This is a genomic window from Vibrio sp. 704 (assembly GCF_033339295.1).
In genome coordinates, this window is record NZ_JAWOUH010000004.1 from 241,576 (window position 1) to 255,306 (window position 13,731).

Consider the following 13,731-nt stretch of genomic DNA (forward strand, 5'->3'; position numbering starts at 1 on the left):
GTTGCTAACAAACAGGCCACCACCACTGGAAGAATTTTTGACATGCTGACTCACTTTAATTTTTATTAATATGTCTAAGTGCTACTTGGTAGTCACTTGGACAATATTGTCGGCCTTGTCAATAATGAAAGGTATTGTGGATTTCCACATATTTAATAAGTGTAAATGGCCGTATTTGTTTTTATTGGTTGTTCTATAAGCGATAAAAACAAAGTGGTGAAGAGCTGCACAAATCGGCAGCTCTAAGTGGTAGAGACGTCTTAACGTGCGGCGTTACGCTTTGCGGATTTTGGCCGGCAGGGACTGACGTGCCGCCGCGCCCACGACCCAATCCAACAACACGCCTTTGCCTTCTCGAGTAGGGTCAATTAAGCCAATGTCGTTAATATTGACGCCATCTTGGCTGCGCGTTTTTACGGGTTGTTGCTTATCGCCGATCCAGTGCGAGCGTTGTCCTAGCTCGGTATGGCCAAACCCATGTTCAAATCCGAGTGTGCCAGCGCGAATCCCGCTGACTATCATCGCAAGTGCTTTGGTGCTTGCAGATGGTGTCTCGATAACAAACTCATCACCCGTTTTAATGCCTGCGCACTCGGCATCGATTGGATGGATGTACACTGGGTTTACGCCTTTAATCGAGTTCAACCTTGGCGATAGATTGGATACCGCACTGTGAATGTTGGATTTAAAGTTCGTCAGGCTGAAAGGCCATTCTGAGCTTGGGAACTGGTCTTCCATTGATGTGCCATCGGCCAGTTTTTGTGGATGCCATGTTGGGCAACCCGTGTAGAAATCACCGGTCATGGTGTTTCTTGCGCTGCCGACACGTTCATTCCATATCGCGACAGATCGTGTCCATTTGTGCTTCATTTGCTCACCTTGATACGCTTCGGTTGCATTTTCAAAACGTCCACCGCGAGCAAAAATAAACGCCACACGTTTCATCTCATCCGCTGTCAGCGTCTTCTGCATGGCTGGCATTAAACGCTCTAGGCCGGACCACGCAATGTCTTCTGCCGAAACTTCAGGCACCCCGCCTTTCACATAAGCCAAGTTTGCCGCGGAACGTAAGTAGAAATCTTCAGCGCTGTGGAGAGCGTGCCAATTCCCTTGCGCATCTTGAATCGCGTTGTCACCAAAGCCGCCTAGTTGCATTTTCTTGGCGACATCAATCAAAAAGTTTTCTAAGCAAATCGAACGACCATCGGCGGTTTTCTCTGTTCGCGCTTCCACAATCGGCCAACGAGCGGTGACGGTTTTCACCGGAACGTCGTGCCAAGGCGTTGCCATACCCCAGCTTTCGTAGGTGACCGTGTCAGGTACAATATAATCCGACAACGCGGTGGTTTCGTTAATGAACGCATCAACAGACACAATCAAACCGAGTTGTTTTGGATCTTTAAGCTTGTCTTCCAGCAGCGTTTTCAATCCGGGTACACCATACATCGGGTTCGCCATGTGGTTGATCCACGCTTTAACGCGGTATGGATACCCATCAATAGCCGCAGATAGGTGCTCTGTCAGCAGTGGCGCGGCAAACGGATACCAAGGGGCGCGAGTTGGGTAAGGTGATTCACCTGCCTCAACGCGACGTTTGTATTCGCTGGTTTTGTGGTAGGGGAATTTACTGCGCGACAAAAAGACGCCTTTCGGGCCGACTTTGCCAGCAAATTTGGTGAAGTCGTAACGAGGACCCGCAGCGGAAGTTGGGTAGCCACCCGCTTTGGCCATCGCGCCGCCTTTCATATTTATGTTACCAATCAACGCATTGAGCATCATGATGGTAAACGAGTTATAGAACCCATTGGTGTGCATGTTGCCACCGTGGGTATCGACCACCGCTTTTGTTCCGTGACTGGTGAAGCGCTTTGCTAGTTCAACAACTTGTTCGACAGGGATTTCACATTGTTGGCTGTAGAACTCAAGACTGTATTTGAACGCCTCTTCTTTGAGTCTTTGTAGAGACGATTTTACGCGCACTTCGCCCGATGCAAGCGAAACCGTTTTATCGACAAACAGTGCCGCTTCCTCAGCTTGGGTATGAACACCAAATTCGCCGCTTTGCTCATCCACGATGACGTACGGGTCGGAGTCAGACAACACTTCGCCCTCGAATGGCAGATTCAAGTCGGACGCGCGTAAAAACGTGCCGTTTCTCGGGTGCTGATTATCGCTTATCACGAGATGCGTAGCATTACACCAGTGCGCGGTGCCGGCTCGTTTCATCGCGTTTGCCCCCGGCTGCGCCAAGAAGGTTTTGTTGTAGCGTTGGTTTTCGATGATCCATTGGATCATGCCAAGCACGAGGGCAGAGTCGGTGCCCGGTTTGATTGGTATCCAGCGGTTATTGTCACCTGCTGCCAAGCTCGATGAACCCGCCGGCAAACTTGGTGTGATGATGGTGTATTCCAAGCTGCCTTCTGTTCGCGCATTGGCGAGTTGGCGCGCCTGACGCTTAAAAGGGTTACCCGCTTGAGCTGGCGACATACCGATGAAGATGATGTATTCCGCATTATCAAAGTCTGGCTTTAAGTGTGCGTTCTTATCTAAATCGTTCATAAATGCGCCGCTGCCAGCACGAAATGCATAGCCGCAGTAAGAGCCATGATGCCCAAAGTTACGCGTACCATAGCTGTTGAACGCGAAGCGTTTGAATATGTCGTCTCGGCCTTCGTTACCTGCGTTGGTCATTAACAATTGGTTGGCTTTCGGTCCATATTCTGGGTTTTCAGGATCAACGGGCGTTGTTAAATCGCGAATATCGCGTAAGCCATCAACATGGCCTTCACCAAATAAATCACCACCTTCAACGACTTCTTTTATCAATTGCTCGTAGCTGATCGGAATCCATTTTCCTTCGCCGCGTTTGCCAACTCGTTTCAGCGGCTGAGTAATGCGGTACGGGCTGTTGCGAATTTCTAGCATCCCGTTTCCTCTTGCACAGGCGGTCGAACGGCCGTCAAGGCCCGCTTCTCCTGCCAAGCTCAAATAAGCATCTTTGACTGGCGTTTCGAAAGGAATGTGTTGCTGATGAGACAGCGGGTGATATGGGTTGCCACTGATACGCAAGATCTCGTCATTGCGGTTATCAATGCGTACACGCAATCCGCACAGTGACCAGCAACCAAAACACATCGATGGTGCAACACGCTGGTTTGGATTTGGGATCAGATTACCTTGGTTATTGACGGCGTATTCTGGTTCGAGGGAATTGCCGTGGTGAATATCGCGGGTCTTTTGCCCAGCAGTGCCTTCCAGCGCACCTTCTACCATGTGCTTGGTTGTGGTGGCGTAACCTGCAGCAAATGCGCCAAGCCCACCGACTGCAAGGCCTGATTTCAAAAACTGACGGCGTTTGTTATCCATAATGAAATCCTCTTTGATTAGCGTTCAGTTAAGGTGAGTGATGATGCGTTTGCTTCGATATCTTGTTTTGGCTGAACCAGCTCTGAGCCGAGCAGTGCCAGAGCAAGCCATAATCCGAGCATGCCGATAATGCCTATCCAGCCATTTCCATCCATAGTGAGTTGGTATGGATACAGCCCTGCATCGAACTTGGCGATGGTTTGCACTTCCATGATGGTGAACCAGCGAATCAGCCATGCACTTGCCAGTGCGGCAGCAGACACAAAACCGAGCCCTATGACGTGACGAAATCTGGCTGATGTGGACTTTTGGGTATCGCGCAAGAAGATGAAGGCGAGCAAAATACAACCTAAAACGACAAAAGTGAGCAAGGCAATGTTGTGCATCCATCGTTCGCTAGAATAGAGCGAAAATGTAGAGTTGTTGGATGCCCAAATGGGTAGGAGAATCAGCGTCAGAACGCCGCTCGTTACCAGTGACTTTTTGAGTAAATTGTTATCACCAGAAGTGAGAGCTTTCGATTGGCTAGGCAGCAGTAACCAAATCAGCAGAGAAAATCCGACAGCGCCCATAAATGCAGTGACAAACCAAAGAATTGGTGACGCGGGTTGGTGCCATAAAGAGCGCGATTTAACGACTGCAATTTCAGCTCCAGTATAAAGGGCGATGGTTAAGCCTGATAACACGGTGATTGCAGATATTGTGAGCATCACTTTGTGAGAAATTGTCCACTCACCGAGCGATAACTTAGATAACAGAGGTAGTACTTTTCCCGGTTGATTTCGCAGTGCGATAAGATCCTGACGCAGATACAGCCATGCTGTCGCAACCGCCAGCGTAGAAAAAACAGGCAGGAACAGCGAGCCTAGAGACATCCATGACCACGGAGTGATGTGTGCGTAAAAATGCCATGCGCGTCCCGGTTGGTGTAAATCACCAGTTAACGCTAATGGTCCCACGATGGCGCCGATGGCCAGCGTCAGCACAAGCGCAGCGCGCAGTCTGTGGCTGGTGTGTTTTTCAAATAATAGGGCGATTAGGAATAAAATAGCAGCCGCATAAGCCGAACCGATGTAGAAGAAATACTGTACCGCCCACGGGAGCCAAGCCATCGCTTGAGGTTGGACTAACACTTCGGTGATGTTCATGCGTGCTCTCCTTGTGGGTCGTAAATAGCTGGCTGCCCGTCGATATGGCTGGTAAAGCGTTCATCCATGCCGATGTAAAACACGTGTGGCTTGGTCTCTTCGTTGGGTTTTAGCACTTTGATGTCGTCTTGGTGCTTCGCAATTAAGCGGCGGACTTCGCTTGATGGATCATTCAAATCACCAATTACACGTGCACCGCCAACACAGGTTTCCACGCAGGCAGGCAATAGACCTTGTTCTAGACGGTGAGCACAGAAGGTACATTTATCTGCGGTGAGGGTGTCTTCATTGATAAAGCGAGCATCGTAAGGGCAAGCTTGTACGCAGTACGCGCAGGCGACGCAGCGGCTGTTATCCACCATGACAATGCCATCTTTGCGCTGAAAGGTTGCTTGAACCGGACACACTGCCACGCAAGGTGGGTTGTCGCAGTGGTTACACAGGCGCGGTAGCATAAAGGCTTTTGCTTCTCGCGTGGCTGTAGAGCCATCATCTAACGTAACTTCGTATTGCTTTACGGTGGTTCGGAACTGACCGATTGGCGCTTGGTTCTCGATGCTGCAACCCACAGTGCAAGCCTGGCATCCGACACATTTACGCAAATCTATCACCATGGCATAACGCTTCCCGACTTGTCCTTTTCGGTCAGCGGACTGGTTATTTCGAATAATGTTTCCCGCAGTTGCCGTGCCAATGCCAGCGACTGGAATTAACGCGGCTCCGGCTGTGACCGCGCTGAGAAAGCGACGTTTGGTGGAATCCATAACTCACCTGCTTTTTTTGTTGTATTTGAATTGACTGATTCCATTGTGAGAAATGCACTGCGAGGCTTATATTGTGGATTTCCACATACCCAGATCAAACTTGATCTAAAACAAATGTGGTTTACCAAGGGTAGCTGTTATTCTTGCTCCATTACTTTCGAAGGAACGATTCTACTCATCATGAACAAAACGCCACGGTTGCTTCAGTTTTGGGTTCTTTGCTTAGTTGCCTTTGCATCTTTGGCTCAGGGCGCAGTTTCTGAACAAGCAGATCTGCAAGGAATGCAAGAGCAAAAAGCAGAGCAGCCACAGGCCAAGCAAAAAGTCGAAGTGGGCGTGTTAGCGATACGCGGCCATCTTTATGCTGAGCAGAGATGGCAACCGACCATTGATTGGCTCAATCAGCAAATTTCCGATGTGCATTTTGTCCTTCATCCCCTTAACTTGGATGAAATGGGCGAAGCGGTGAAGTTTCAGACCATGGATTTCATCTTAACCAACCCAGGTCAGGCAGTGCGGTTGGGCAGGCAATACGCGCTGTCGTGGATGGCAACGCTAACCAGCAGAGCACCACAAAACTCGAATTACGGCATTGGTTCGGCGCTTGTGGTTCGAGCCAATTCAAGTTATCAAACGGTGCAAGATGTCTCAGGACGTCCTGTTGCGGCGGTATCAGAAAAAGCGTTTGGTGGTTATCTAACGATGCGCTATCAAATAGTCAAAATGGGGCTTAATCCAAACGATTTCTTTTCTGATGTCCGCTATCTTGGTTTTCCTATTGATGCCAACCTGTATCAATTACGTGATGGCAATGTGGAAGCGGCCGTTGTCCCTGCTTGTTTATTGGAACAGATGCTAAGTGAAGGGCTTTTACAACCGAGTAATTACCGAGTTTTACATCAACAGCCGAACGAGCGCTCGTTATGCGCTGTTTCCACACCGCTTTATCCTAACTGGTCATTTGCCAAAACAGAGCGCGGCTCAGCTCAGATCGCCAAACAGATTGCGCAAGTATTGTTAGCGATGCCACCTGAACACCCTGCGGTTATTGCGGCAGGCGCGTCAGGTTGGACGTCCCCCGTCAGCTTGCTGAGCATCGACAAACTTTATCAGGCGTTGGATCTCCATCCGTTGCAACAACCTTGGTGGAGTGAGGCTCTACGCTGGCTGCGTAGTCATCAAGAATGGGCATGGGCGCTGTTCATGTTTGTGATTGTGTTGAACGCGTACCACTTTTGGCTTGAGTATCGATTTAGCAAGAGTAAGCAAGCGTTGGAGCAGACATCGTTGCGATTAAAAGAGAAAAGTGAACAGTTAGAACATTCACAAAGGGTCGCGATTGTCGGAGAAATCGGCACTAGTCTTGCCCATGAACTCAATCAGCCACTGGCAGCCATTCGCAACTATAGTGAAGGCGGTTTACTTCGCTTGGCCAAAAAGCGCCCTCATGAAGATATTGTCCCTGTGCTTGAGAAAATACAGGGCCAAGTTGAAAGAGCCGATGCAATTATTCAGCGATTAAGAACGTTGATTCGCAAGCGCAGTGTCGACAAAACGTCGTGCGATCTTCAAGTACTCATTGATGACACGATTGAGTTACTCCATTTTCGGATGCAGAAGCAAAACATTTCTATTGTGGCCAGTACAGAAGGGAACATTCGTCCGTTACTTGTCGATGCAGTTGGCGTACAACAGGTTTTAGTTAATGTGATCAGCAACGCGATTGATGCGTGTACTTTGTTCCAAGAGAAATATCACTCATCAGGTTATCAAGGTAAAATTGCCCTGCATTGCGATTACCAAATCAGTCAAATCTCTATTCGAGTGTTAGACAATGGTACAGGGTTGCAGCAAGAGAATCCGACTCAAGCGTTTGTGAGTAGCAAAGAAGAAGGGCTTGGGCTAGGGTTAGCCATTTGTCGCGATGTGATGGAAATGCATGGTGGCGAGTTTGTCATCAGCTCGACAGCACCACATGGTTGTTTGGTTGAGCTTGTGTTTCCATATCAAAACTAATCTGAACTAGGCATAGGAGCATTCAATGAGCAGCGGTGAAAAGCAGCTACCTGTTTTTGTAGTCGATGATGATGAATCGGTGCGTGACTCGCTCGCTTTTATGCTGGAAGAGCATGACTTCAACGTGACGACTTTTGCTGATGGGCAATCTTTTCTCGATAAAGTGAACATTCATCAGGCCGGATGCGTGATCCTTGATAGCCGAATGCCCAACCTTCGTGGTCAGCAAGTGCACCAAGTTTTAAATCAAGCCAACAGCCCGTTGGCCGTTATTTATCTGACAGGGCATGGTGATGTTCCGATGGCGGTCGATGCATTGCAAGCTGGGGCGGTCAATTTCTTCCAAAAACCAGTCAAAGGCGATGAACTGGCACGAGCCATTTTGCAGGGACAGGCGCAGTCTGCCACAAACCTCGATATGGCAGCAGCTAAATCGGCTTATGAATCGCTCACACCTAGAGAAAAAGACATTTTACGTTTGATCATTGAAGGAAAACGCAACATTCGTATTGCTGACGAACTTTGCATAGCAATGCGAACGGTTGAAGTACACCGAGCCAATCTATTGAAGAAGTTCTCGGCAAAAACCGTCGCAGAGTTGGCATATATTTATGGCAGGCTAGATTAAAGCTTAGCGAGTGAAGCCTCTTAAGGTTATTTAGAGGATACAACTTGAGCTTTATGACGACTCGCGTATTATCTTCTTCGTTCTTACTTTATCTGAATTCTTATGAGTTTGTTGACTAAACGACATCACACGCCACATAAGCGGGCAAAATGGCTACTGGCGATTATTGGCTGGGTGGTCGTTGTGTGTCTGATGCAAAATTCAGGCTTTGCATCGTCATGCTCTATGAAATATGAGACGGAAGCGCCTGCGGTTTCACTTGCTGATGAGCGTTCGAGCGTCAAGTCGATTGATACTAAAGAAACTAGCAAGTGCGAATTGTCTGAAAAGTTAATTCAGTTTTCTCAACATCAACTCGATGTATTTATTGTTGTTCTGTTTGTCGGTCTTTTTGCTTCGGCAATTTGGTTGTGCAGTGCCTATATTGGTGCGCAACATTGGACTGAACCGATAGGCCGTAAGTATCGAGTCCATCTGACTTTCTGTGTGTTCCGAGAATAAAAGCGTGCTTTCTGACCACTAGCGTCAGTTATTTAGCACCTTTGTCTTTATAACTAGGAATCACTATGAATCAAATTACTAAACTGACTCAGTTTGCGTCCATGTTTTTTATGACGCTTGCTTTGAGTTTGCTCTCTCTGAGTGTTTCAGCTCAAACTACTGATACAGGTTGGCTGACCAACCCACAACATCCTCCAGTGCAAACGCGCTTTGTGCTCACTGGTCAACAAGATCCGCAAGCCAAAACAATCACTGGCTATCTGGACGTCAAGTTGGCTGGGGACTGGAAAACTTACTGGCGTTCACCTGGTGAGGGCGGCGTAGCACCATCTATTGATTGGCAAAATTCACAAAATTTATCCAAAGTGGATTGGCAATGGCCGCACCCAAAAAAATTCGAACTATTAGGTATCGAGACTCTTGGGTATAAAGGCGACACTTTGTTCCCCATGACGCTGCACGTCGAAGACATGTCCAAACCTGTCACGATTGATGCGGTACTGACACTTTCTTCTTGTACGACGATTTGTGTGCTGACGGACTATCAAATTCAATTGACGTTCTTGCCTTCTGATCTAACAGTCGATGAAGGCGTGATGTTCAGTTACGCTCAAGCAGTGAGCAACGTGCCGCAGCCATCGCCGTTTATTGATGTTACTCAGGCGAGTTGGGATGCGAACCAATCGAAACTACAAATCAAGCTAAAGAACAGTCAGGGTTGGCAACAACCACAAGTGCTGGTGGATGGTGTCGATGAAGCAACGCGAGACTATAGCTTCAAGCTTGAAGGAATGCATCAAGAAGGAAACATCGTCACCGCGAGCTATATCGTTGATACTTGGCTGGGCGATGTGGAGTTAGATGGTCAGTCGCTGTTTGTGACCATCAAAGACACCAATTTACTAGCAGAAGAAACCACTCAAGCAACTGCTGAGGCAATAGTTGAACCGTTGCCGAGCACGTCTCTAACGAGTGTTTTTCTATTCGCGTTGCTCGGCGGTTTAATTCTTAACATTATGCCTTGCGTTCTTCCGGTTTTGGGGATGAAGCTAAGTAGTATTGTTGCCGCTCAAGGTATCGAGCGTCGTCAAATTCGCGCTCAGTTTGTTGCCTCGTCACTTGGTATATTAACGTCGTTCTGGATTCTCGCTGGTTTTATTTTGGTGCTTAAGCTAACAGGTAATGCCATTGGCTGGGGCGTGCAATTTCAAAGCCCTTGGTTCTTAGGTTTGATGGTGTTGGTCACCACTTTGTTTGGGGCCAATATGCTGGGGCTGTTTGAAGTCCGTCTATCATCGGGTACCAATACATGGCTAGCCTCGAAAGGTGATAACTCCCTAGTTGGTCACTATGTTCAAGGTATGTTTGCCACATTGCTTGCGACGCCTTGCTCCGCGCCTTTTCTAGGAACGGCCGTGGCGTTTGCCTTGGGTGCCGACGTATTAACGTTATTTGCAACCTTTACAGCATTAGCATTGGGTATGGCACTGCCTTGGCTCTTAGTCGCTGTGTTTCCAAATATCGCGCTGAAACTACCAAAGCCTGGCTCGTGGATGAATGTCGTTAAAATAGCGTTTGGCATAATGATGCTGGCAACCAGCGTTTGGCTACTTTCATTAATGGCAAATCATGTACCTATGTTATGGATTGCACTCATCGCTGTGGTTGCTTTTGTTGTAATGATGGCAAGAGTTAAGAAAGTGTATGGTGAGAAAGCGCTTGCTGTATCCGGAACTGCGTCATTAGTGTTGATAGCTGGTGGCCTGTTACTTGGTAGTGTCACTGCCGACCAATGGGCGACACCGCTTCCTGAGGACTTAGCGTGGCAGAAGCTTTCTAACTCGGCGATTGAAGATCACGTCAATAATGGGCGAGTGGTGTTTGTGGATGTCACTGCGGATTGGTGTGTCACGTGTAAAGCGAACAAGATCGGTGTGATCTGGCAAGATCCTGTCTACTCATTGCTGCAAAGCCCTAATGTAGCGACGTTAAAAGGGGATTGGACACATCCGGACGGCTCGGTAACTGACTTTTTACGAGCTCATGGGCGTTACGGTGTGCCGTTTAACATCGTCTATGGCCCGGCAGCGCCGCAAGGTATCCCGTTACCTGTGATTCTGACTGATGATGTTGTTTTAAGTGCGGTGAAGCAAGCGAGTGGGGGAGCTATTCAATGAGTTCGACAAAGCGGCGTAGAACATTCCGATATTGGCTCGTTCAAATCGTACAGATGGTGCTCATTGTCACCGTCATTTCCATCGCGATGGATTGGTATCGCACTAAAGATATTCCTAAACAGGAGTCACCACCATTGAGCTCAGTCTTGAGCGATGGCGAACACTTCGATGCAATCGCGCAAAGTTATGAACAACCTGTCGTTGTTTATTTTTGGGCGACTTGGTGTCCCGCTTGTAAATTTGTAAGCCCAAGCGTGAGTTGGCTGAGTGATGACTACACCGTAGTTGGCGTTTCTGGATCGTCGGGACCGAATGAGCGTGTGGCGCAGTTTATGAGGGCAAAAGAATATCGTTTCGAAAACATAAACGATCCTTCAAGCGATATTATGCGCGAATGGAAAATTAGCGTGACCCCAACCATTTATGTTTTAAGAAATGGTGAAACTTCCTCTGTCACAACTGGCGTTACCACTCCGATAGGAATACTAGCGAGAATTTGGTTAGCTCGATAACGCTATAAAAATCCGATATTCAAAATATTGAGTATCGGATTTTTTTGTTGTCCTAAACAACCAGTCGGTCACATACCATAAAGAACTAGTTAACCAATAAGTGTCTAGATGCTTATTGCGTGCTACATTCGAGCATCGTTCTGGTTATCAAGGAGGAAACGATGAACGTAGCAAAAATGTATGATGATGTGTCGGATCGTTATCAAAAGTTGGTGGATGACAGTCACTACGTCGGTCCACGTTGGATTTCTGAGAAGTTAAAAACCTTTCCCATCGAGCAAGGCTCGGTTCTCGACCTAGCCTGTGCGACTGGCAGTATCGGCCATGTCGTAAAAAGTCACTATCCAGAACTCGCCATCCATGGCTTAGACATCTCGTCCAAAATGGTTGATAAAGCGCGCCAAACTAACCTCTATCAAAGCGTCGCGGTTCATAATCTCGATGAGCCATTTTCCCTTTTGTTTGAACAAACCTTCGACCTTATCACCGCACTTGGTTTTACTGAGTTTCTAGCAGAGCCTCAACAACTTCTGGAGTGCATTTCGCATAAGCTAACTGCGAATGGACGATGTTTTATCAGCTTTCAATACCACGATCCGGATGGACAAGATTTGCTTCGAAATACTTATAGTGGATCGGTCGTGCATACGGCATATACCGAAAGTGAAGTTGAGCAACTCTGTCAGCAAGCGGGGTTGGAAGTGGTTTCCCTAGAAAATGTGATTGGTTACGTATCTGGTGTTGGTTATGTGTGTCGATACTTGATGCTAGAGCTGAAAAAGTCACACCGCTGAAATAAGTAACAAACAAGGATTGTTTTTGAAAACACAAGATTTAACCGAGTTCGGGTCTGGCATTGAATACGATGCTCAATACGACCAGCATTACCATCACGACATTGCTTTTATCACAAGGTTAATCGAAGAAACCAATGCTCGAAGTGTACTGGATGTCTGTTGTGGTTCCGGCATTGTCACGATTCCAGTCTCTGAGCAACTCAACGAAGCCATTGGCATTGATATTTCTGAAGGGATGCTCAAACACGCAAAGGACAAAGCCAAAAGCAGGAGTAACTTGCGTTTTCTTCATCTCGACGCAACCCAGTTTTCGTTAGGTAAGAAGTTTGACCTAGCCATAATGACAGGGAATGCATTCCAAGCCTTTTTAAGTGATGAGATGCTAGCAGGTGCACTGAGCTCAATATCAAGACACCTCGAAAAAGGTGGGCGATTTGTCTTCGATACGCGGTTACCAACGCCAGAGAATCTAGAACTGGATAATGAGATGGCACTGTGGCAAACCTATGTTTCTCCAACCTATGGTGAAGTGAATTATTTAGGTATGAAGGCCGAGTATGACTTGCAAACATCCATCATGTATTTGAAGAAAGAGCGCCATTTTGAAGGTGGAACGATTGAGTATTCCAGCATTGATTTAAAATATCGTCCGCTGGAAGACATAGAGGTTTTCCTTGAACAAGCGGGATTCAGAATCATAGAGAAGTACCAGTCTTGGTCAGCGCAAGCATTTGAGGCGAATGCCAACTCGCTTGTCTGTGTGGCTAAGAAAATATAAATCAATGTTGAGGGATACAATGCAAGGATTTCAAATTACTACGTCGTTAGATGACATGGATTTAGACGTTATCTACGAGTTCATTTCAAACAGTTACTGGGGAAAGGGCATTCCAAGAGAACGCCTTGAGAAGTCATTGCGCCATTCGTTCTGTTTCGCGGTTTTGGATGATGAAAATCAACTCGTTGCTTTTGCTCGGTTAATTACCGATCGTACCACGTTTGAGTACCTTGCCGATGTGTTTGTTATGGAGGTACACCGTGGTAAAGGCATCAGTAAGTGGTTGATCTCAGAAATTGTTGCTCATCCAGAACTACAAGGCTTACGCCGTATGATGCTTGCAACCCGCGATGCTCATGGGTTGTACGAACAGTTTGGGTTCACTCCTATTGCTCCAGTAGAAAACTTTATGCAAATCTGGAAACCGAATGTTTATCAGAGCTAAATCATGATGAGAGTTGAATCTCAACAAGTGGCAATCAGATACCTCAAAACAACAGACGCTGCTCCCCTGTTTGAAAACTATTTAGGCGATGAGAAAGCATGCCGCTTCCTCAATCGCCAAGCCCACCAAAATGTTAATCAAACCCTTGAAGCTATCGAAAGATGGTGTGCTCAATATGATCAAAAGTCTCCCAATCTCTTAGTCTTCGCTATTGAAGAACTCACTTCTCAAACTCCTATTGGTTGTCTGGTGCTGATACCTGAGCAAGACAGCAGTGAAATCCATTTTGGTATTTCTGCTCGCTATCGGGGAAAAGGCTATGCAACCCAAGCCTGCAAACTTGGCGTTGTCTACCTGCAAAGCTTGGGTATAACGCGCATTCGCACCGCCCCGCATATTGGCAACCACGCGAATATCCGTGTGTTGGAGAAATGCGGCTTTATCAGCCAAGGCATTTTAAAAGCGCATGCAGTTTTTCCTGCTCTAGGACGTGAGGCGCAAGACTGTATGGATATGCGATTGGAGGATATCGAACAGCGCCATTTTGCACATTGTTCAGAATGAAAAGGGTGGCGGTTGAAACGAGCGGTTACAGAGCT

12 protein-coding genes are annotated in these 13,731 nt (G+C 47.3%); 9 read left to right on the forward strand and 3 right to left on the reverse strand.

The features are described from left to right. Window positions 1–273: 273 nt before the first annotated feature. Genes R7R24_RS09305 through dsrO form a run of 3 tightly spaced genes read right to left on the reverse strand, consistent with a single transcriptional unit; the run spans window position 274 to window position 5,278 of the window. Entirely contained in the window at window positions 274–3,366 is a 3,093-nt protein-coding gene (locus R7R24_RS09305; protein ID WP_318119485.1) for a tetrathionate reductase subunit A, read from the reverse strand. A gap of 17 nt (window positions 3,367–3,383) precedes the next feature. Continuing rightward, window positions 3,384–4,514 (reverse strand): NrfD/PsrC family molybdoenzyme membrane anchor subunit, encoded by a 1,131-nt coding sequence (gene nrfD / locus R7R24_RS09310; protein ID WP_191116005.1) that lies wholly within the window; start codon window positions 4,512–4,514, stop codon window positions 3,384–3,386. Further along, window positions 4,511–5,278 carry a sulfate reduction electron transfer complex DsrMKJOP subunit DsrO gene (gene dsrO / locus R7R24_RS09315; protein WP_191116004.1) on the reverse strand — a complete coding sequence of 256 codons (768 nt, stop codon included), beginning with the start codon at window positions 5,276–5,278 and terminating at the stop codon, window positions 4,511–4,513. Before dsrO ends, nrfD begins: the two co-directional genes overlap by 4 nt. Before the next feature lie 180 nt (window positions 5,279–5,458). Here dsrO and R7R24_RS09320 point away from each other — a divergent pair, with 180 nt between their 5' ends. The 9 genes from R7R24_RS09320 (at window position 5,459) to R7R24_RS09360 (ending at window position 13,696) form a co-directional block, all read left to right on the forward strand. Then, window positions 5,459–7,294 (forward strand): sensor histidine kinase, encoded by a 1,836-nt coding sequence (locus R7R24_RS09320; protein WP_191116003.1) that lies wholly within the window; start codon window positions 5,459–5,461, stop codon window positions 7,292–7,294. Window positions 7,295–7,319: 25 nt separating this feature from the next. Beyond that, window positions 7,320–7,922 carry a response regulator transcription factor gene (locus R7R24_RS09325; RefSeq protein ID WP_017633878.1) on the forward strand — a complete coding sequence of 201 codons (603 nt, stop codon included), beginning with the start codon at window positions 7,320–7,322 and terminating at the stop codon, window positions 7,920–7,922. A gap of 102 nt (window positions 7,923–8,024) precedes the next feature. Then, a complete protein-coding gene (locus R7R24_RS09330) occupies window positions 8,025–8,423 on the forward strand; it encodes a hypothetical protein (protein ID WP_065274697.1) in 399 nt (132 codons plus the stop codon). A gap of 65 nt (window positions 8,424–8,488) precedes the next feature. Continuing rightward, window positions 8,489–10,600 carry a protein-disulfide reductase DsbD family protein gene (locus tag R7R24_RS09335; protein WP_191116002.1) on the forward strand — a complete coding sequence of 704 codons (2,112 nt, stop codon included), beginning with the start codon at window positions 8,489–8,491 and terminating at the stop codon, window positions 10,598–10,600. After that, the gene (locus R7R24_RS09340) at window positions 10,597–11,112 is read left to right on the forward strand and encodes a protein disulfide oxidoreductase (RefSeq protein WP_086046927.1); all 516 of its coding nucleotides are present in this window, start codon (window positions 10,597–10,599) and stop codon (window positions 11,110–11,112) included. The genes R7R24_RS09335 and R7R24_RS09340 overlap by 4 nt, the downstream gene beginning before the upstream one ends. 161 nt (window positions 11,113–11,273) lie before the next feature. Continuing rightward, window positions 11,274–11,906 (forward strand): class I SAM-dependent DNA methyltransferase, encoded by a 633-nt coding sequence (locus R7R24_RS09345; RefSeq protein WP_191116001.1) that lies wholly within the window; start codon window positions 11,274–11,276, stop codon window positions 11,904–11,906. A gap of 25 nt (window positions 11,907–11,931) precedes the next feature. Then, complete coding sequence (locus tag R7R24_RS09350; RefSeq protein WP_086046926.1) at window positions 11,932–12,687, forward strand: class I SAM-dependent methyltransferase; 756 nt, start codon at window positions 11,932–11,934, stop codon at window positions 12,685–12,687. Window positions 12,688–12,706: 19 nt separating this feature from the next. Next, on the forward strand, window positions 12,707–13,132 hold the full coding sequence (locus tag R7R24_RS09355; RefSeq protein WP_191116000.1) for a GNAT family N-acetyltransferase: 426 nt from the start codon (window positions 12,707–12,709) through the stop codon (window positions 13,130–13,132). Between the two features lie 3 nt (window positions 13,133–13,135). Then, window positions 13,136–13,696, forward strand: coding sequence for a GNAT family N-acetyltransferase (locus R7R24_RS09360; protein ID WP_086046924.1), 561 nt, complete (start codon window positions 13,136–13,138; stop codon window positions 13,694–13,696). The last annotated feature ends 35 nt before the right edge of the window (window positions 13,697–13,731 follow it).

Bases quoted from the DNA above. Each gene is read 5' to 3' on its own strand.
- R7R24_RS09305 (WP_318119485.1), bottom strand. From the start codon at position 3,366: ATGGATAACAAACGCCGTCAGTTTTTGAAATCAGGCCTTGCAGTCGGT.
- nrfD (WP_191116005.1), bottom strand. From the start codon at position 4,514: ATGAACATCACCGAAGTGTTAGTCCAACCTCAAGCGATGGCTTGGCTC.
- dsrO (WP_191116004.1), bottom strand. From the start codon at position 5,278: ATGGATTCCACCAAACGTCGCTTTCTCAGCGCGGTCACAGCCGGAGCC.
- R7R24_RS09320 (WP_191116003.1), top strand. From the start codon at position 5,459: ATGAACAAAACGCCACGGTTGCTTCAGTTTTGGGTTCTTTGCTTAGTT.
- R7R24_RS09325 (WP_017633878.1), top strand. From the start codon at position 7,320: ATGAGCAGCGGTGAAAAGCAGCTACCTGTTTTTGTAGTCGATGATGAT.
- R7R24_RS09330 (WP_065274697.1), top strand. From the start codon at position 8,025: ATGAGTTTGTTGACTAAACGACATCACACGCCACATAAGCGGGCAAAA.
- R7R24_RS09335 (WP_191116002.1), top strand. From the start codon at position 8,489: ATGAATCAAATTACTAAACTGACTCAGTTTGCGTCCATGTTTTTTATG.
- R7R24_RS09340 (WP_086046927.1), top strand. From the start codon at position 10,597: ATGAGTTCGACAAAGCGGCGTAGAACATTCCGATATTGGCTCGTTCAA.
- R7R24_RS09345 (WP_191116001.1), top strand. From the start codon at position 11,274: ATGAACGTAGCAAAAATGTATGATGATGTGTCGGATCGTTATCAAAAG.
- R7R24_RS09355 (WP_191116000.1), top strand. From the start codon at position 12,707: ATGCAAGGATTTCAAATTACTACGTCGTTAGATGACATGGATTTAGAC.
- R7R24_RS09360 (WP_086046924.1), top strand. From the start codon at position 13,136: ATGATGAGAGTTGAATCTCAACAAGTGGCAATCAGATACCTCAAAACA.